The organism is Thermus thermophilus HB8 (genome assembly GCF_000091545.1).
Lineage (GTDB): Bacteria > Deinococcota > Deinococci > Deinococcales > Thermaceae > Thermus > Thermus thermophilus.
This window is the reverse complement of record NC_006462.1, coordinates 55764-74234: the sequence shown is the minus strand read 5'-3', so window position 1 is coordinate 74234 and position 18471 is coordinate 55764. Positions and strand designations below refer to the sequence as shown.

Sequence of the window (18471 nt, the reverse complement as noted above, 5' to 3'; positions counted from 1 at the left end):
GCCTCGAGGCCCCCCTACGCCTCACCTCAGGGCCTGGTTGATGGCCGCGGAGGCCTTGTCCATGAGGTCCTTCAGGGCCTCACGGGTGAGCCTGCCCTGGGCCACCAGGTCCCAAGCCATGCCGAGGTGCTGCACCGCCAGGTTCTCCACCCCGCCCCAGCCCGCCAAGGAGGGGTAGGTGCGGCCGAACTGAGCGGCCTGGATGAAGGTGCGGAGCAGGGGGTTCTGCTGGAAGCTGGGATCGCTCCAGGCGGAGCGCAGGGCGGGGAGCATCCCCGTCATCTGGGCGTAGCGGACCTGGGCCTCGGGGCCTCCCAGATACTTGAGGAGCTCCTTGGCCAGGGGCTTGTTCTTGGAGAAGTTGAAGAGGGCGAGGTTGGAGCCCCCGAAGAAGGTGTACCGCCCCTTGGGCCCGGCGGGGTACGGGGCCACCCCGAGGTTCTTGGCGGCGGTGCGCTCGGCGAAGCCGCCCTTGGCCTCGGGGACCTGGGCCCGCTGGATCATCCAGGGGCCGCTGGCGAAGACGGCGCACTTCCCGGCCTGGAAGTCGGCCTCAATCTGGGCGGTGTTCTTCTCCAGGCTCTCCGCCGGAACGTAGCCCTTCTGGGCCAGGGAGAGGAAGAAGTAAAGCCCTTCCAGGCTCTCCGGGCTGTTGAGGGCGCTCTGCCAGCGCCCGCCCGCCTGGCGGACGATCTCCCCGCCTGCGCCCCAGATCCACGGGGCGGCGTTGTGGAGCACGTCCCAGGAGTTCTTTCCCGGGGTGCAGAGGGGGGCCAGGGGGGCCTTGGTCTCGGGGTCGCGGAAGCTCGAGGCCTTGAGCCTGGCCAGGCCGGCCTCAAAGCCCTGCCAGCTGGCGAACATCTCCGCCGGGTTGACCCCCGCGGCCTTGAGGGCGTCGGTGCGGTAGTAGAAGGCCCGAAGCTCCGAGAACCAGGGCACGGCGGTGGCCTGGCGGGCGCCCTCCAAGCGGGTGGTGCGCCAGACGGCGGGAAGGTAGGCCTTCTCCCCGCCCAAAGCCTCCAGCACGTCGTCCACCGGCTCCAGGACGCCCATGGCGCTGATCGCCCCCACCCAGGTGGTGCCGAGCTGGGTGAGGTCCGGCCCCACGCCGCTCGTGGCGGCGGTGGTGATCTTGGTCCAGGCCACGCCCCAGTCCAGGACGGTGACCTTCACCTCCACGCCGTGGGCCTTCTCAAAGGGGGCCACCAGGGCCTTGAAGTCCTCGGCGGGCTGGGGGCTGTTGGGCATGATCCAGACCTCGAGGGTCTTCTGGGCGAAGGCCAGGGAGGCCAGGACGAGAAGGCTTGAAAGCGCTTTCTTAATCATGGGAACCTCCTTTCGCGTCCACCACCCCTTTTCGGGGTGGGCCGAGGGCCTAGGGCCTAAGGGCCGCCGTTTCCTTCAGGCTCTCACCTCCCTTACCGAGGCCCTTTCCACCAGCCGGAGCTCCAGGCGGGGCAGGGTGGGCACCTCCCCCGCGAGGACCGCCCGGAGCGCGCGGCCCAGGGCGATGCCGATGTCTTGGATGGGCTGGCGCACGGTGGTGAGCGGGGGGATCTGGTAGGCGCTAAGGGCGATGTCGTCAAACCCCACGAGGGAGACGTCCTCGGGCACGCGAAGCCCTTGCTCGTAGAGGTAAAGCCGGGCGCCGAAGGCCGTCTGGTCGTTGGCGGCGAAAATGGCGGTGGTGTCGGGGTAGCGGCGGAAGGCCTCGGCCGCCGCGCGGTAGCCGCCCTCCTCCTCCAGGTCGCCGTAGACCACCCGGGCCTCGAGGCCCGCCTCCCGCATGGCCTTGCGGTACCCGAGAAGCCTGTCCCGGACGTCCATTCCCCCGCGGTGGCTGGAGATGTGGACGATGCGGGTGTGCCCCCGGTCAATGAGGTAGCGCGTGGCCTCGTAGGCTGCCTGCTGGTTGTCCAGGCAGAGGGACCAGGCCTTCGGCCCCTCTACCCGCTGGCCGAAGGCGAGGACGGGGATGCCCAACTCCCCCAAGGCCTCCCCGTCCAGGGCGGTGCCGAGGAGGACGAGGGCCTCTACCCGGTGGGCCTTCAGAAACTCCAGGGCCTCCAGCTCCCTCACCAGGCTCCAGTGGCCGGGCACGGCGATGGGGCGGTAGGGGGTGGCCTCCAGCTCCAGGGTGAGGGCCTCGAGGATGGGGCCGAAGAAGGGGCTGGCGAAGTCCGAGAGGAGGATGCCCACGGCGTAGGAACGCCCCGTGGCCAGGCCTTGGGCCAGGGGGCTCGGGGCGTAGCCCAGCTCCTCCACCGCCTGGAGCACCGCCCGCACCTTCTCCGGGGAGACCCGGGCGGTGCCGTTGAGCACCCGTGACACCGTGGCCGGGGAGACGCCCGCGCGGCGGGCCACTTCGGCGATGGTGGGGCGAGCCTTGGTCATCTTTGCCCGGGAGTATAGCACCTGTTGAAAGCGCTTGCAAGAGGGGGCCTCGAGCCCTCCTTCCCTCGCGCCCCGGGATCTGGGCCCCTAGAGAAGCGGGGGCATGAGGGGGGATCGGTGGCCGTTTCCGGCGGCGCCCACCCCTTTAGGCCTCGGTCGCGCGGGGCCAGGATGGGGCACGCTCAAGGAACGGCGCGAACCCCCCCTACGCCTTCCTCTAGTAGGCGAGGAAGCCCCCGTCCACCGCCACCGCCTGGCCCGTGAGGTACTCCGCCTCGTCCCCGCAGAGGACCGCGGCCACGCGGGCGATCTCCTCGGGCCTCGCCCAGCGTCCCATGGGAATCCGTGCGGTGATGGGCTCGTAGAGCTCGGGGTTCTGCCGCAAGGGGAGGGTGAACTCCGTCTCCACGTAGCCCGGGCAGAGGAGGTTCACCCGGATCCCCAGGCGGGCCCACTCCTTGGCCAGGGCCCGGGTGAGGCCCAGGAGGGCGGTCTTGGCCGTGGTGTAGGCGGGGATGGGCACGGGCCCCCCGGCGGTGAAGGTGGTCACCGAGCCGATGAAGAGCACCCGTCCCCAGCCCGCCTCCGCCATGTGGGGGGCCGCCGCCTGGGCCAGGAGAAAGGCCACGTCCAGGTGCAGGTAGAGCACCCGGCGCCACTCCTCGTAGGAGAGCTCCAGGGCGGGCTTGCGCACGTTCACCGCCGCGGCGTGGACCAGGACGTGGAGGCCGCCTAGGGCCTCGAGGGCCCGCTTGACGAGCCCTTTGGGGTCGTCCTTCTCCAGGTCGGTGGGAAGCGGCACGGCCCCGAGGCTCTGGGCCGCCTCCTCCGGGTTCCTGCTGGCGATGGCCACCCGGTAGCCCCGGGCCACCAAGGCCTCGGCGATGGCCCGGCCGATGCCGCGGCTTCCTCCTGTAACCAGGGCTTTCCGTTCCATCCTCTCCCCCTAACGCATGAAGGTCTGGGTTGCCTTCAGGAGGACCTCGAGGTCCTCCCGGTAAGGCGCCCCCTCGTGGTCTCCCCGGGACGCCGCCACCGAGGCCCCGAGGAGGTTGGCGAGGCGAAGCCTTTCCTCCACCGGTAGCCCCCACACCGCCCCCGCCAGGTAACCGGCGGCGAAGGCGTCCCCCGCGCCCACGGGGTCCACCGCCTCCACGGCGAAGGCGCTCCCCTCCACCCGCCTCCCGTCCACGAAGGCCCAGGCCCCCTTGGCCCCCCGCTTCAGGACCACCTCGGGGGCGGAAAGCGCCCGCAACGCCTCCTCCACCCGGCCGAAGAGGAGCTCCGCCTCCTCCTCGCTCAAGAAGAGGAGGTCCACCCCGGGAAGGGCCCTCTCCAGGAAGCCCCGGGCCTCCTCGGGGGACCAGAGGGTCTGGCGGTAGTTCACGTCCAGGCTCACCCGGACCCCCCGCCGCTTCGCCTCCTCCATGGCCCACAGGCTGAAGGCCCGGGCCTCGGGAGAAAGGGCCGGGGTGATGCCGCTTAGGTGAAGGAAGCGGACCCCCTCCAGGTAGTCGGGGTCAAAGGCCCCGGGGGCAAGGGCACTTCCCGCCGAACCCTTTCGGTAGTAGAAGACCCTCCCCTGTCCCAAAGGCAAGTACTCCCGCAGGTAAAGCCCCGTGAACCCCGGCGCCCTGCGGAAGTGGGTGAGGTCCACCCCCTCGGCCCGGAGCCTTTCCTCCACCATGGCCCCAAGCTCGTCCTCTCCCACCCGGCCCACGAAGCCCACCTTGACCCCAAGCCGGGCCAGGGCCACGGCCACGTTCACCTCGGCCCCGCCCACGTACACCTCCAGAAGGCGCTTTCCCCGAAGGTGTCCGGGCTCCTGGGGCACCAGGGCCACCAGGGGCTCCCCCGCCGTCACCACCTCAAGCATCGTCCCTCCAAGGCACGCCGTAGCGCTCCCCCAAGGCCTTAAGCTCCGCCACCACCCGCTCCGGAAGGGCCATCCCCTCCGCCAGGGCCCGCTCCCGCCTCCTGGCCTCCAACTCCCCGGGGAGGAAGACCTCCTCGTGCCCCGGCGCCGGGGGAGTGGCCTTTAGGGCTTGCCAAAGGGCCCCCATCCGCTCCAGGAAGGCCTCTTTGCCCACGAAGCGCCCCGGGTCCAGGGCCAGGAGGAAGTGGCCCACGTCCTGGGGGCGGTCCCACTCGTCGTACATGCGGCCGATGCCGTGGGCCACCCCCGCCCCCGTGAGCACCCCCGAGAGCACCTCCACCAAAAGGGCCAGGGCGTACCCCTTGGGCCCCCCGAGGGGCCTCAGGGCGTAGACCCGGTGGGGGTCGTCCGTGGGGCTCCCCTCCCGGTCCACCCCCCAGCTTGGGGGGATCCGCTCCCCCTTCTCCCGGGCTAGGAAGACCTTGCCCATGGCGCTTTCCGAGGTGGCCAGGTCGGCCACGAGGATCCCCTGAGGGGCCGGGGCGGCGAAGGCCAGAGGGTTGGTGCCCAAGGCCTTCTCCCGCCCCCCGAAGGGCACCACGTCGGGCTCGGCGTTGGTGGTGACCCAGGCCACGAAGCCCTCCCGGGCGAGCTTCTCCGCGTAGAGGCCCGCCATGCCGAAGTGGGTGCTCCGCCGCACCCCCACGGCCCCGAGGCCGTGCCTCCTTGCGAGGCTTTGGGCCGCCTCCACGGCCTTTAGGGCCACGCGGGGTCCGAAGCCGTGCTCCCCGTCCAGGAGGGCCACGGGGCCCCGTTCCTCCAGGGGCAGGGTGGGGCTGGGGTTCACCAGGCCCGCCTCGAGGCGGCGCACGTAAACGGGAAGGCGCAAAAGCCCGTGGCTTCCCACCCCCCTGAGGTCCGCCTCCACCAGGGCCCAGGCCACCGCCTTGGCGGAGGGTTCGTCCGCTCCCGCCTTTCGCAAGAGGGCCTCCGCCCAGGCCGAGAGGAAGTCCGCCCGCCACCTCACAGGCTCATCCCCCCGTCCACCACGAAGGCGCTTCCCGTGGCGAAGGCCCCCTCGTCCGAGGCCAGGTAGACCGCCAAGGCGGCGATCTCCTCGGGACGGCCCAGGCGCTTGAGGAGTTGCCTCTCGGCAAAGGCCCTAAGGCCCTCCTCCCCTCCGGCCCTCTCCCGCAGGGAGGGGGTGTCTACGGTCCCGGGGCAGATGGCGTTCACCCGCACGCCCTTTGGGGCAAACTCCAGGGCCGCGGCCTTGGTCATGGCCACCAAGGCGGCCTTGGTGGCGCTATAGATGAAGCGGCCGGGCACCATCTTGAAGGCCGCCACCGAGGCGATGTTGATGACGCTTCCCCCGCCCTGGGCGGCCATCTTGGGGAGGGCGGCCTGCATGGCCCAGAATACGCTCTTGGCGTTCAGGAGGAAGGCCTCCTCCCAGTCCTGGTCCGTGGCCTCCAGAAGGCCTCCCACCGGCACCACCCCCTGGGCGTTCACCAGGACGTCCAGCCGGTCCAGGCCCTGGATCAGGTGGAAGACCGCTTCCTTGTCCCGGGCGTCCAGGCGCACCGCGGGCACCACCCCCTGGAGTTTCTCCGGATGGAGGGTGGCCCCCAGGACCTCGGCCCCTTCCCTCTGGAAGGCCTCGGCGATGGCCCGGCCGATCCCCTGGCCCGCCGCGATGACCAGCGCTTTCTTCCCTTTGAGCTTCACACCCCACCTCCAAAGAGCAACCGGGGCAGGAAGAGCACCACCCCGGGGAAGAGGTACACGAGGAGAAGGACCAAAAGGGTGGCGACCAGCAAGGGCCACCCCTCCCGCACGTACTCCCCAATGCTGCACCCCATCACTGAGCAGACCGAGTACATGGAAAGCCCCACGGGGGGCGTGAGGAGCCCCACGGCGCAGGTCATGACCATGAGGACGCCGAAGTAGACCAGGTCAATCCCCAAGGCCTTGGCCGCGGGGACCAGGATGGGGGTGAGGAGGATGATCATCACCGTGGAGTCCAGCACGGTGCCCAAAACGAGGAGGGCCAAGAGGATGAGGAGGAGGGCCACCTGGGGGTTCTGCACCGCCTCGAGGAGAAAGGCCGAGACCTGCTGGGGGAACATCTCCCACTTCATCCCGTAGCCCAAAACCGCGGCCATGGCGATGAGGAGGGCCACCATGCCCACGTCCCGCACCGAGTGGGCCAAGGCCCGGTTCACCCGCTCAAGGGAAAGCTCCCGGTAGATGAGCCCCACCAAGAGGGCGTAGACCACCGCCGCCGCCCCTACCTCCGAGGGGACGAAGACCCCGAAGCGCAGGGCGGCGAGGAGCAGGAAGGGGAAAAGCACGGCGAAGAAGCCCTCCCGGAGGGCCGCCCCAACCTCCTTGGCCGTGGGCGGGGCGGTCTCGGGAAGGTACCCCCGGCTCCGGGCCAGGAGGGCCACGGTGAGCATGTACACCGCCGCCAGGAGCACCCCTACCCCGATCCCCCCCGCGAAGAGCTGGCCGATGGACACCTGGCCGATGCTCCCGTAGAGGATGAGGCCGATGCTCGGGGGGATGGCCACGGCGAGGAGGCCGGAGAAGCCCTGGAGGGCGGCGATGAACCCCCGGCTGTACCCCCGGCGCACCATCTCGGGGCCCAAGAGCCTCGCTTGCATGGTGGCGTCGGCGATGGCCGAGCCCGAGACCCCCCCCATGAGGAAGCCCAGAAGGACGCTCACCTGGGCGAGCCCGCCCCGCATGAACCCCGTCGCCACGTGGGCGAAGCGGAGGAGCCTCCGGGTCACGCCCAGCTCGTTCATCAGGTTGCTGGCCAGGATGAAGGTGGGGATGGCCAGGAGGGAGAAGTTCTGGGTCTCCGCCAGGGCCAGCTGCACGGGCATGGTGAGCTGAAGCCCGGGCTGGGTGAGGAAGAAGACGAGCCCCCCGATCCCGATGGCGAACACCACGGGCATCCCCAGAAGAAGGAGGAGCAAAAACACCGCAAAGCTCAGCAGCATGGCTACTCCTTTAGGGCCTGGCGGAGCCTCCCTAAGGCGGTGAGGAGCATGAGGAGGCTCCCCGCGCTCGCGCTCAAGGTGACCCAGGCGTAGCTGAAGCCGGGGATCCCCTGGAAGCTCCGGAAGCGGGTCTGGTAAGCCGCCTGAAGGCTGTAGACGAAGAAGAGGGCCAGGAAGAGGGCGACGAGAAGCCAGACCCCCACCCTGGCCCACCGCCTCGCCCCCGGGGGCAGGAGGTGGAGGAGGTTCTCCACGGCCACGTGCCGGTTCTCCCGGAGGGCGAGGTCCCCGCCCAGGAACACCGCCCAAGCGAAGGTGAAGGTGGCCAGGTCTATGGACCAGTCCAGGGGATGCCCAAGAAAGCGTCCCACCCCCCCGGCGAAGACGATGAGGGTGGAGGCGAGGAGAAAGGCCTTGGCCAGAAACTCTTCCACGCGCTGAAGAACGTTCGCTGGTCTGCTCATGTGCGGCAAAAAGGCCCCCCGGAGGCCGGGGGGCCGAAGGGCTACTTCCTCAAGGCCTGGTAGAGGGCGTCCCGCACCGCCTTGAGGCCGAGCCGCTCGTAGGCGGTCTCCGCCGCCTTGCGGAAGGCGGCGAGGTCCACGTCGCTCACGATGGTCATGCCCCGCTGCTGGACGAGCTGCTTGATGCGGGCCTCCTCCTGCTGGATCCGCATGGAGGTCTCCCGCCCGGCGCGCACGCACTCCTCCCGCAGGATCTGCCGGTAGTTGGCGGGCAGGCGCTGGTACCAGGCCTCCCCCACCACCTGGAAGTTGATGAGGAGGAAGTGCTTGGTCTCGTTGACGTACCTCAGCACTTCCCACAGGCTCATGTCGGGGATGTTGGCGTAAACCAGCTCGGCCCCGTCGATGGCCCGCTGCTGGAGGGCAGAGTAGATCTCGCCGAAGGGGAGGGCCACCGGGGTCGCGCCCAGGGCCCGCACGGACTCCTGCCAGACGGGAGCGGGCGGGGTACGGATCCTGAGGCCCCTGAGGTCCTCGGGCCGGCGCACGGGCTTATTGGTCATGAAGTGGCGGTAGCCCTGGACCCAGTTGAAGCAGACCACCCGGATCCCATACTGCTTGGCCAGGCGCTCAACCCAGCCCTGGACCACGGGCAGGCTGGCGAGCTTTTCCACCTCCTCGTAGCTCTCTACAAAATAGGGGCCGTTGAAGACGCCGAGCTCCTTCACATAGTTGCCGAGGCGGGCCCCGTCGGTGTTCTGCCCCAGGGGGATGCCCTGGCGGAGCTGCTCGATGATGTCCTCCTCAATGCCCAGCTGGGAGCTGTGGAAGACCAGGATCCGAAGATCCCCGCCCGTCCTTTGGGCCACCCGTTCGGCCCAGGCCTGGAAGCCCGCGTGGTAGGGGTGGTTGGGGCCCAGGACGTGGTTGAAGCGCAGGGTGTAGGTCTGGGCCAAGGCCAGCCCCAAAACCGCCGCCAACGCCGCCGCTATCCGCTTCATCTCCACCACCTTTCCCTTCGTCCCACTATATACACCTCAGTCCCATATAGTGTCAAGCTCCGGCCTTATCCCATATAATGGGAGCTATGAAGGGGCGCGGCGGCAAGGCTTCCGAGACCAGCGGGGCCCAGACCCTCCTCAGGGGGCTTTGGCTTCTGGAACGCGTGGCCGACGGCGTTCACGACCTTCCGGGCCTGGCCCAGGCCTTGGGCCTAAGCCGGAGCACGGCCCACCGGATCCTCTCGGCCCTGGTGAGGGAAGGCTACCTGCGGCACGAGCCCAGGAAGGGCTACTTCCTTGGGCCCAAGCTCATCCGTCTGGGCTTCAAGGCCTACGGGAGCCTCCACCTGCCGAGCCTCGCCCGCCCCCACCTCGAGGCCCTGCGGGACGCCACCCTGGAGACCGTCCACCTGGCGGTCCTGGACGGGAAGGAAGTGGTCTACATTGACAAGGTGCCGGGGAAAAGGGAGCTCCTTCTCGCCAGCCAGATCGGGAGCCGCTTCCCCGCCCAGTCCACCGCCTTGGGCAAGGCCCTTCTCGCTTTCCTGCCGGAGGAGAGGTGGCCCATGGCCTTTACCCCGGGGCTCAAACGCACCCCCAACACCCTGAGCGACTTCGCCCGCTTCCGGGAGGAGCTCCTCGCCACAAGGGCCCGGGGCTACGCCCTGGACCTCGAGGAGAACGAGCCCGGCGTGCGGTGCGTGGCCGCCCCCATCCTCAACGGCCGGGGCGAGCCCGTGGCCGCCGTGAGCGTCTCCACCGCCGCCATTTACCTGGACGAGGAGAGGCTTCCCGAGGTGGCGGCCGAGGTGGTCAGGACCGCCCAGAGGATCAGCCGGGAGCTTGGGGGCTGAGGAGGGCTTTGGCGGCCCGCACCTTGGCCCGTACCGCCTCCAGGTTCCCCTGCAAAAGCCAACTTCCCCCCACGGCCAAAAGGTTGGGCAAGGCGGCGTAGTGGGGGAGGTGCTCCTCTTTGATGCCTCCCGTGGGCAGGAAGCGCACCTCGGGGAAGACCTCGGCGTAGGCTCTCAGGACCCGGACCCCCTGGAAGGGCTCGGCGGGGAAGAACTTCAGGGCGGAAAGCCCCAGGGCCAAGGCCCGCTCCACCTCGGTGGGGGTGAGGACCCCAGGGAGGTAGGGTACCCCCCGGGCCTGGGCCAGGGCGGCCACCTCCTCCAGAAGCCCCGGGGAGACGAGGAAGGCGGCCCCGGCCTCGAGGGCGGCTTCCGCTTCCTTAGGGCTTCGCACCGTGCCCGCTCCCAAAAGGAGGCCGCTTTTCCGTAGTGCCTTCAAGGCCTCGAGGCCCTTCTCCGTCCGCAAGGTGATCTCCAGCGCCCCAACCCCCTCCTCCTCTAGGACCCGGGCAAGCCCCAAAAGGTCCTCCCCTCCCCGCACCGTGAGGAGAGGGAGGAGGCGGCTTTCCGCAAGGACCGCTAGGGGATCCATGCCTTCCATGGTAGGGCATCTTGCCACCCTAGCAGACCACACCCCTCGGCGCCTCTCTCGGGGTGGACCCAACTCGGGGCAGCGCTCCACCTTGGGCGCCCCCTGGGCCTGGGCTGGGGGCTCGTTTCCCTGTGGGCGCGGCCCGGGGTCTTTCTTCCGCCCACCTTCCTCGAGGCGGGCCTCCTCCTCGCAGGTAGCCCTCCTCCGGCTCCCGGGGCTCCTGGCCGCGCTGCCCCCCGCCCTCCGGCAAGGCCCCCTGGGGTTCCCGTAGCTGACCGGGGGCTGACACGCCGGGGGCATGCTGGGGCCATGGACGTCAGGCTGGCCTTCCCCCTTTCCCGGGCGGAAGAGGCCCTTCCCCGCCTGCAGGCCCTGGGCCTGGGGGCGGAGGTCTACCTGGACCCCGCCCTCTTGGAGGAGGACGCCCTCTTCCAAAGCCTGAGGAGGCGGTTTTCCGGGAAGCTTTCCGTGCACCTCCCCTTCTGGAACCTGGACCTCCTCTCGCCGGACCCCGAGGTGCGGGGCCTCACCCTGCGCAGGCTCCTCTTCGGGCTGGACCGGGCGGCGGAGCTTGGGGCGGACCGGGCCGTCTTCCACTCGGGGATCCCCCACGGCCGCACCCCGGAGGAGGCCCTGGAGCGGGCCCTGCCCCTGGCGGAGGCCCTGGGGCTGGTGGTGCGGCGGGCCCGCACCCTGGGGGTGCGCCTCCTTCTGGAGAACAGCCACGAGCCCCATCCGGAGGCCCTGAGGCCCGTTTTGGAGGCCCACGCCGGGGAGCTTGGCTTCTGCTTTGACGCCGCCCACGCCCGGGTCTTCAGCCGAACCCCCGACCCGGGGCCCTGGCTCGCCCTGGCCCCCGAGCACCTGCACCTGAACGACACGGACGGGGTCTACGACCGCCACTGGAACCTGGGCCGGGGGGTCCTGGGCCACGGGGCGTGGCTCCGTCCCTACCTGGACCGGACCATGGTCCTGGAGGTGAGGGAGGACCCGGAGGCCTCCCTGGCTTTCCTTCAAGCGCTCGCCGGGGAAGGGCGGACGGCCCTTGACCGTCTCCTGATGGGAGAACGCTAAGGTGAGGCCATGCGGATCCTGGTGACCAACGACGACGGCATCTATAGCCCCGGCCTTTGGGCCCTGGCCGAGGCCGCCTCCCAGTTCGGGGAGGTCTTCGTGGCCGCCCCCGACACGGAGCAGAGCGCCGCGGGCCACGCCATCACCATCGCCCACCCCGTGCGGGCCTACCCCCACCCCTCCCCCCTCCACGCCCCCCACTTCCCCGCCTACCGGGTGCGGGGGACCCCGGCGGACTGCGTGGCCCTGGGCCTCCACCTCTTCGGCCCCGTGGACCTGGTCCTCTCGGGGGTGAACCTGGGGAGCAACCTGGGGCACGAGATCTGGCACTCGGGCACCGTGGCCGCGGCCAAGCAGGGCTACCTCTTCGGCCTCTCCGCCGCGGCCTTCAGCGTGCCCCTCAACGGGGAGGTTCCGGACTTTGCCGGGCTTCGCCCCTGGCTCCTCCGGACCTTGGAGACCCTCCTCCGGTTGGAGCGGCCCTTCCTGGTGAACGTGAACCTGCCCCTTAGGCCCAAGGGCTTCCTCTGGACCCGGCAGTCGGTGCGGGCCTACGAGGGGGTGGTGATCCCGGGGGAGGACCCCATGGGCCGGCCCTTCTACTGGTTCGCCCCGAGGCCCCTCAAGGAGGCGGAGGAGGGGACGGACCGCTGGGCGGTGGCCCAGGGCTTCGTCTCCGCCACGCCCCTCCGCCTGGACCTCACCGACGAAACCCGGCTCCAGCCCACCCTGGCCCATGATTAGCGTCCTCATCCCCACCAGGGGGAGGCCCGGGTTTGTGCGGGAGGCCCTTCCACTTCCCGGCGCGGCGGGCCACGGCTACAGGGTGATCACCTGGTCCACCCGGCCCGCCAAAGCCCGGTAGAGGTCGGGGAAGCACCCCACCTCCACCCCCTCCACCACGTGGGGGGACACCCGGCACGTCCCAGGGGTCTTCCGCCCCTCTCCTTCCGGGGTGCACCAGCGGGGCTCCCCCTCGGCCAGGCCCCGCTCCAGAGCGCAGAGGTCGCACATCATGAGGAGGATGCCCTTCTCCTTGGCCACCTTGGCGAGCCGCTCCCCGATGGGGTTCCCTTTCTGCAGCACCAGGGTGTTGTCGTCAAAGAAGAAGATCCCCACCACCTCCACCCCGTGGGTCCCCGCCTCCAGCTGGGGGAGGATCATCTGGCCGAGTTTGTGGCTTGCCGCCCTAGGGCTTGAGAGCACGTAGGCCACGCGCACGGTTCACCTCCGCGAGCGCAGTATAGGGGATCTTCCTTTTGCATAGGGCCGCAGGGGGGGCCTTCCTGGGGTCCGGAGGACGTCTTCCTTCTCCCTCCGGACGGAGGTAGAGCTAGGCCCCTGGGAAACTCCCCTCCCTTGATCCTTGGCAGCTCCTATGCAAATCTGAGCCAAGATATGAACCACCTTGGAAAAACGGAAGTGTTCCTAAACCGCTTCGCCCTACGGCCTCTGAACCCCGAGGAACTCAGGCCTTGGCGCCTCGAGGTGGTTCTGGACCCTCCTCCGGGGCGGGAGGAGGTGTATCCCCTTCTCGCCCAGGTGGCCCGCCGGGCGGGGGGCGTCACGGTGCGCATGGGAGACGGCCTCGCCTCCTGGTCACCCCCTGAGGTCCTGGTCTTGGAGGGCACCTTGGCGCGGATGGGGCAGAACTACGCCTACCGCCTCTACCCCAAGGGGAGGAGGCCTCTGGACCCCAAGGACCCGGGGGAGCGGAGCGTGCTTTCGGCCCTAGCCCGAAGGCTCCTTCAGGAGCGCCTCAGGCGCCTCGAGGGGGTCTGGGTGGAGGGGCTTGCGGTGTACCGGAGGGAGCACGCCCGGGGGCCCGGGTGGCGGGTGCTTGGGGGGGCGGTCTTGGACCTTTGGGTCTCCGACTCGGGGGCGTTCCTCCTGGAGGTGGACCCCGCTTACCGCATCCTCTGCGAGATGTCCCTCGAGGCCTGGCTTGCCCAAGGCCACCCTCTGCCCAAACGGGTCCGGAACGCCTACGACCGGCGCACCTGGGAGCTTCTCCGGCTGGGAGAGGAAGACCCCAAGGAGCTCCCTCTCCCGGGCGGCTTGAGCCTCCTGGACTACCACGCTTTCAAGGGCCGCCTCCAGGGCCGGGAAGGGGGGCGGGTGGCCTGGGTGGCGGACCCAAAGGATCCGCGAAAGCCAATCCCCCATCTGACGGGCCTTTTGGTGCCCGTTCTGACCCTGGAAGACCTTCATGAAGAGGAGGGAAGCCTGGCCCTCTCCTTGCCTTGGGAAGAGCGGCGTCGGCGGACCCGGGAGATCGCCAGCTGGATCGGCCGGCGCCTGGGGCTGGGCACACCTGAGGCGGTGCGCGCCCAGGCTTACCGCTTGAGCATCCCCAAGCTCATGGGCAGAAGAGCCGTGAGCAAGCCTGCGGACGCCCTCCGCGTGGGGTTTTACCGGGCCCAGGAAACCGCCCTGGCCCTCTTGCGCCTGGACGGGGCCCAAGGATGGCCGGAGTTTCTCCGGCGGGCCTTGCTCCGGGCCTTTGGGGCGAGCGGGGCTTCCCTCCGTTTGCACACCCTCCACGCCCATCCCTCCCAAGGCCTGGCTTTCCGCGAGGCGCTGCGGAAGGCCAAGGAGGAGGGGGTCCAGGCCGTGCTGGTCCTCACCCCGCCCATGGCCTGGGAAGACCGCAACCGCCTGAAGGCCCTTCTTCTCAGGGAAGGCCTTCCCAGCCAAATCCTCAACGTCCCCCTCCGGGAGGAGGAACGCCACCGCTGGGAGAACGCCCTCCTGGGCCTCCTGGCCAAAGCGGGGCTTCAGGTGGTGGCCCTGAGCGGCGCCTATCCGGCGGAGCTCGCCGTGGGCTTTGACGCCGGCGGAAGGGAGTCCTTTCGCTTCGGGGGCGCGGCCTGCGCCGTGGGCGGGGACGGCGGCCACCTCCTCTGGACCCTCCCCGAGGCCCAGGCCGGGGAGCGGATCCCCCAGGAGGTGGTCTGGGACCTCTTGGAGGAGACCCTCTGGGCCTTCAGACGCAAGGCGGGGAGGCTTCCTTCCCGGGTCCTCCTCCTTCGGGACGGCCGCGTGCCCCAGGACGAGTTCGCCCTGGCCTTGGAGGCCCTTGCCCGGGAAGGCATAGCCTACGACTTGGTTTCGGTGCGCAAGTCGGGTGGGGGGCGGGTCTACCCCGTGCAGGGGCGCCTGGCGGACGGGCTTTACGTCCCCTTGGAGGACAAGACCTTTCTTCTCCTTACCGTCCACCGGGACTTCCGGGGCACGCCCCGACCCCTGAAGCTGGTGCACGAGGCGGGGGACACGCCCCTCGAGGCCCTGGCCCACCAGATTTTCCATCTGACCCGCCTCTACCCGGCGAGCGGTTTCGCCTTCCCCCGGCTTCCCGCTCCCCTTCACCTGGCCGACCGCCTGGTGAAGGAGGTGGGCCGGTTGGGGATCCGTCACCTCAAGGAGGTGGACCGGGAAAAGCTCTTCTTCGTTTAGTGCCCAAGCGGGGCGGAACCCGGGAAAGGCCCCGGTCTGGGCGCGTCGGGCCAGGGAGCCTTCCCCGCACGAAGCCCCGGGGGGAGAGGATCCGGCCTTCCAGGGTCACGGGGTTATTATCCCCTGACCTTCCCCTGACTTGCGCTTCTTACTTTGAACTCGGAGGTGAGAAACATGAAGCGAAGGGACATCCTGAAAGGTGGCCTGGCTGCGGGGGCCCTGGCCCTCCTGCCCCGGGGCCATACCCAGGGGGCTCTGCAGAACCAGCCTTCCTTGGGGAGGCGCTACCGCAACCTGATCGTCTTCGTCTACGACGGGTTTTCCTGGGAGGACTACGCCATCGCCCAGGCCTACGCCCGGAGGAGGCAGGGCCGGGTTCTCGCCCTGGAGCGCCTCCTCGCCCGCTACCCCAACGGGCTCATCAACACCTACAGCCTCACCAGCTACGTCACCGAGTCCAGCGCCGCGGGGAACGCCTTCTCCTGCGGGGTGAAGACGGTGAACGGGGGGCTCGCCATCCACGCCGACGGGACCCCCCTCAAGCCCTTCTTCGCCGCGGCCAAGGAAGCGGGGAAGGCCGTGGGGCTCGTGACCACCACCACCGTCACCCACGCCACCCCGGCGAGCTTCGTGATCTCCAATCCCGACCGGAACGCCGAGGAGAGGATCGCCGAGCAGTACCTGGAGTTCGGGGCCGAGGTGTACCTGGGGGGCGGGGACCGCTTCTTCAACCCCGCCAGGCGCAAGGACGGGAAGGACCTCTACGCCGCCTTCGCCGCCAAGGGGTACGGGGTGGTGCGCACCCCCGAGGAGCTCGTCCGTTCCAACGCCACCCGGCTCTTGGGCGTCTTCGCCGACGGCCACGTGCCCTACGAGATTGACCGCCGCTTCCAGGGCCTTGGGGTGCCGAGCCTCAAGGAAATGGTCCAGGCCGCTTTGCCCCGGCTTGCCGCCCACCGCGGGGGCTTCGTCCTTCAGGTGGAAGCGGGGCGGATTGACCACGCCAACCACTTGAACGACGCCGGGGCCACCCTTTGGGACGTGCTGGCGGCGGACGAGGTCCTGGAGCTCCTCACCGCCTTCGTGGACCGGAACCCGGACACCCTCCTCATCGTGGTCTCGGACCACGCCACCGGGGTAGGGGGGCTTTACGGGGCCGGGCGGAGCTACCTGGAGAGCTCCCAAGGGGTGGACCTCCTGGAGCCGCAGCGGGCGAGCTTTGAGCACATGCTCCGCGTCCTCGGCCAGGCCCCGGAGGCCTCCCAGGTCAAGGAGGCCTTCCGGGCCATGAAGGGGGTGGACCTCGAGGACGCCGAGGCGGAAAGGGTGGTGCGGGCCATCCGGGAGAAGGTCTACTGGCCGGAGGGGGTGCGCCAAGGGGTCCAGCCCGCCAACACCATGGCCTGGGCCATGGTGCAGCGGGACGCCCAGAAGCCCGACCGGCCCAACATCGGCTGGTCCTCGGGGCAGCACACGGCGAGCCCCGTGATGCTCCTCCTCTACGGCCAGGGCCTGCGCTTTGTGAACCTGGGCCTCGTGGACAACACCCACGTCTTCCGCCTCATGGGGGAGGCCCTTGGCCTCCGCTACCAGAACCCGGTGATGAGCGAGGAGGAGGCCCTGGAGATCCTCAAGGCCAGGCCCCAGGGGATGCGCCACCCCGAGGACGTCTGGGCCTAAGGGCCCGGGTCGCGGGATCGGCCGGGGCCCGGTTCCCCTCCGTGGGAGCCGGGCCTTTTGGCTTCCTGGGCGGGAACCTTGCCCCCGCCGAGGGGCAGGGCCCGCCCCGCCACCAGGAGGTAGGCCTCCTGAGCCGCCTCGGCCAAAAGGGCGTTCACCTGGCCCAGGAGGTCCCGGTAGCGGCGGGCGAGGGGGTTTTGGGGGACGATCCCCATCCCCACCTCGTTGGAGACGGCGATGACCCTCTTGCCGCTTTCCTCCACCGCGCTTAGGAAGCGCCTCGCCTCCAAGAGGGGGTCCAGGCCCCGTTCCATCAGGTTGGCGACCCAGAGGGTGAGGCAGTCCACCACCACGGTGGGGTGGCGGGCCCGCTTCAGGGCCCCCACGAGGTCCAAAGGCGCTTCCAGGGTCTCCCAGGTGGGGGGGCGCTCCTCCTGGTGGCGGCGGATCTTCTCCGCCATCTCCTCGTCCCGGGCCTCGGCGGTGGCGACCAGGGTGGCGAAGGGCCCGGCGAGCCTCTGGGCGAAGCGGCTCTTGCCGCTTTTCGCCCCGCCCAGGAGGAGGACGAGGCCGGGGGGTGGGGGCGGGTCCGGGCACCCCACCGGGGCTTTCGCCTCGGTGGGGCTTGCGGGGAAGGCCCTCCCCGTGAGCCCCAGGGCCCGGTGGAGGGCCCTTAGGTCCAGGTGGCGCTCCAGGGCGTCCGCCAGGGCCTCAAGGCCCTCCTCCAGGCCCCGCGCCTCCCGGCCGAAGAGGGCCTTCTGCACCCCGGGGTTTTCCAGGAGGCCGTGGAGCCAGGTGGCGAGGAGGCTTCCTTCCTGGTGGAAGAGGGGGAGGCCCTGGCCGTGGTGGATCTCGTACCCCTCCACCTCGAGGCCCTCAAGCCTCCCCCAGTACCCGGAAAGCCCCCGAAGCCGCACCCGCCTCCGCTCCACCGTCTTCTCCCGCGCCATCCGCACCCGGTAGGGGAGGAGGCCGAGGCCGGGGAAGTGGCCCCTTTCCTCCACCCCTTCCTCGTCCAGGAGGGCTTCGGAAAGCATCTCCGCCCCTCCGCAGACGGCGAGGACGGGCTTGCCCGCCTCCAGGTGCCTCTGGATCAAGGGGAGGAAGGCCCGAAGCCAGGGGAGGTCCCGCGCCGGGAGGCGGCTTCCCGGGAGGATGAGAAGCCAGGCCCCTTCCGCCTCCTCGGGGCTATGGGCGTAGACCACCTGGGCGAGCTCGGAGAGGGGCCAGAACTCGTCCAGGTTGGCGGCGTGGGGGTAGCGGAGGAGGGCCACCTTGGGGCCATTCCCGGCGGGCTGGCGGTAGCGGAACCCGTCCTCCTCGGGGAGGGCGAGGGGAAGGAGGGGGAGGGTGCCGAGGACGGGGAGGCCGGTCCAGTCCCTGAGGAGCGCGTAGGCGGGCTTCAGGAGCTCCAGGTCCCCCCGGAACTTGTTGAAGGCGAAGCCTATGAGCCTCTTTCGGTGCTCCCCCAGGAGGGCCCAGGTGCCGTAGAGCGCCCCCAGGGCCCCGCCCTGGTCCACGTCGGCCACCAGGAGGGCCTTGGCGTCCGCCCACTCGGCTACCCTTAGGTTCGGGAGGTCGGGCCAGAGGTTCCGCTCCACCGGGCTTCCCGCCCCCTCCAGCACCAGGAGGTCGTACTCGGCGAGGAGGCCTTCCAGGGCCTCGCGGACGGGGGCCTCGAGGTGGGGCCTCCTTTCCTTCCAGGGAAGCCCGGAGAGGAAGGGGTCCACCTTCCCCCACACCACCACCTGGGCGCCCCTCTCCCCGAAGGGCTTCACCAGGACGGGGTTCATGCGCACCTCGGGCTCTACCCCCGCCGCCAGGGCCTGGAGCCACTGGGCGGAGGCCATCTCCCCGCCCCGCACCACCCGGGCGTGGTTCGCCATGTTCTGGGCCTTGAAGGGGGCGGCCTCGAGGCCAAGCCTTTTGAAGTGGCGGAGAAGCCCTGCCGCGAAGAGGCTTTTCCCCACCCCGCTTCCCGTGCCCCAGACGATGAGGGCCTTAGCCCTTCCCAAGGCGCACCTCCACGGCCTTGAGGATTGTTTGGGCGTCCTCCAGGGCCTTCTTGGCCT

17 protein-coding genes are annotated in these 18471 nt (G+C 70.1%); 5 read left to right on the top strand and 12 right to left on the bottom strand.

Annotated elements, in window-relative coordinates; translation table 11 throughout:
* Positions 1-21: 21 nt before the first annotated feature.
* From TTH_RS10400 to TTH_RS10360, 9 genes are all read right to left on the bottom strand, one after another.
* Entirely contained in the window at positions 22-1326 is a 1305-nt protein-coding gene (locus TTH_RS10400) for a sugar ABC transporter substrate-binding protein (protein ID WP_011229209.1), read from the bottom strand.
* A gap of 75 nt (positions 1327-1401) precedes the next feature.
* The gene (locus TTH_RS10395; RefSeq protein ID WP_011229210.1) at positions 1402-2394 is read right to left on the bottom strand and encodes a LacI family DNA-binding transcriptional regulator; all 993 of its coding nucleotides are present in this window, start codon (positions 2392-2394) and stop codon (positions 1402-1404) included.
* 217 nt (positions 2395-2611) lie between these two features.
* Positions 2612-3331, bottom strand: a complete 720-nt coding sequence (locus tag TTH_RS10390; RefSeq protein ID WP_011174522.1) for an SDR family NAD(P)-dependent oxidoreductase — start codon at positions 3329-3331, stop codon at positions 2612-2614.
* Between the two features lie 9 nt (positions 3332-3340).
* Positions 3341-4270 (bottom strand): 2-dehydro-3-deoxygluconokinase, encoded by a 930-nt coding sequence (kdgK, locus tag TTH_RS10385; protein WP_011229211.1) that lies wholly within the window; start codon positions 4268-4270, stop codon positions 3341-3343.
* Positions 4263-5297: an Ldh family oxidoreductase gene (locus tag TTH_RS10380; RefSeq protein WP_011229212.1), complete on the bottom strand. Its 1035-nt coding sequence runs from the start codon at positions 5295-5297 to the stop codon at positions 4263-4265. The genes kdgK and TTH_RS10380 overlap by 8 nt, the downstream gene beginning before the upstream one ends.
* Positions 5294-5998 carry an SDR family oxidoreductase gene (locus TTH_RS10375; RefSeq protein WP_011229213.1) on the bottom strand — a complete coding sequence of 235 codons (705 nt, stop codon included), beginning with the start codon at positions 5996-5998 and terminating at the stop codon, positions 5294-5296. Before TTH_RS10375 ends, TTH_RS10380 begins: the two co-directional genes overlap by 4 nt.
* The gene (locus tag TTH_RS10370; protein WP_011229214.1) at positions 5995-7278 is read right to left on the bottom strand and encodes a TRAP transporter large permease; all 1284 of its coding nucleotides are present in this window, start codon (positions 7276-7278) and stop codon (positions 5995-5997) included. Before TTH_RS10370 ends, TTH_RS10375 begins: the two co-directional genes overlap by 4 nt.
* 2 nt (positions 7279-7280) lie before the next feature.
* Positions 7281-7742 (bottom strand): TRAP transporter small permease, encoded by a 462-nt coding sequence (locus TTH_RS10365; protein ID WP_011229215.1) that lies wholly within the window; start codon positions 7740-7742, stop codon positions 7281-7283.
* A gap of 41 nt (positions 7743-7783) precedes the next feature.
* Positions 7784-8743, bottom strand: coding sequence for a C4-dicarboxylate TRAP transporter substrate-binding protein (locus TTH_RS10360; protein WP_011229216.1), 960 nt, complete (start codon positions 8741-8743; stop codon positions 7784-7786).
* A gap of 86 nt (positions 8744-8829) precedes the next feature.
* Here TTH_RS10360 and TTH_RS10355 point away from each other — a divergent pair, with 86 nt between their 5' ends.
* Complete coding sequence (locus TTH_RS10355; protein ID WP_224065249.1) at positions 8830-9597, top strand: IclR family transcriptional regulator; 768 nt, start codon at positions 8830-8832, stop codon at positions 9595-9597.
* On the opposite strand, the gene TTH_RS10350 is transcribed toward TTH_RS10355, so the two are convergent.
* Positions 9575-10189, bottom strand: coding sequence for a bifunctional 4-hydroxy-2-oxoglutarate aldolase/2-dehydro-3-deoxy-phosphogluconate aldolase (locus TTH_RS10350; RefSeq protein ID WP_224065248.1), 615 nt, complete (start codon positions 10187-10189; stop codon positions 9575-9577). The genes TTH_RS10355 and TTH_RS10350 overlap by 23 nt on opposite strands.
* Positions 10190-10498: 309 nt before the next feature.
* On the opposite strand from TTH_RS10350, the gene TTH_RS10345 reads away from it, so the two are divergent.
* Together TTH_RS10345 and surE are read left to right on the top strand one after the other, a co-directional pair.
* The gene (locus TTH_RS10345; protein ID WP_011229219.1) at positions 10499-11263 is read left to right on the top strand and encodes a sugar phosphate isomerase/epimerase family protein; all 765 of its coding nucleotides are present in this window, start codon (positions 10499-10501) and stop codon (positions 11261-11263) included.
* Between the two features lie 9 nt (positions 11264-11272).
* Positions 11273-12007: a 5'/3'-nucleotidase SurE gene (gene surE, locus TTH_RS10340; RefSeq protein WP_011229220.1), complete on the top strand. Its 735-nt coding sequence runs from the start codon at positions 11273-11275 to the stop codon at positions 12005-12007.
* Positions 12008-12082: 75 nt separating this feature from the next.
* Here surE and TTH_RS10335 read toward each other — a convergent pair whose 3' ends face one another.
* Complete coding sequence (locus tag TTH_RS10335; RefSeq protein ID WP_008631445.1) at positions 12083-12484, bottom strand: SaoD/DsrE family protein; 402 nt, start codon at positions 12482-12484, stop codon at positions 12083-12085.
* Between the two features lie 201 nt (positions 12485-12685).
* Here TTH_RS10335 and TTH_RS10330 point away from each other — a divergent pair, with 201 nt between their 5' ends.
* A complete protein-coding gene (locus TTH_RS10330) occupies positions 12686-14719 on the top strand; it encodes an argonaute PAZ domain-containing protein (RefSeq protein ID WP_224065247.1) in 2034 nt (677 codons plus the stop codon).
* A gap of 174 nt (positions 14720-14893) precedes the next feature.
* On the top strand, positions 14894-16399 hold the full coding sequence (locus TTH_RS10325; protein ID WP_011229222.1) for an alkaline phosphatase: 1506 nt from the start codon (positions 14894-14896) through the stop codon (positions 16397-16399).
* On the opposite strand, the gene TTH_RS10320 is transcribed toward TTH_RS10325, so the two are convergent.
* The gene (locus TTH_RS10320; RefSeq protein WP_164926109.1) at positions 16396-18414 is read right to left on the bottom strand and encodes a cobyric acid synthase; all 2019 of its coding nucleotides are present in this window, start codon (positions 18412-18414) and stop codon (positions 16396-16398) included. The genes TTH_RS10325 and TTH_RS10320 overlap by 4 nt on opposite strands.
* Between the last annotated feature and the right edge of the window lie 57 nt (positions 18415-18471).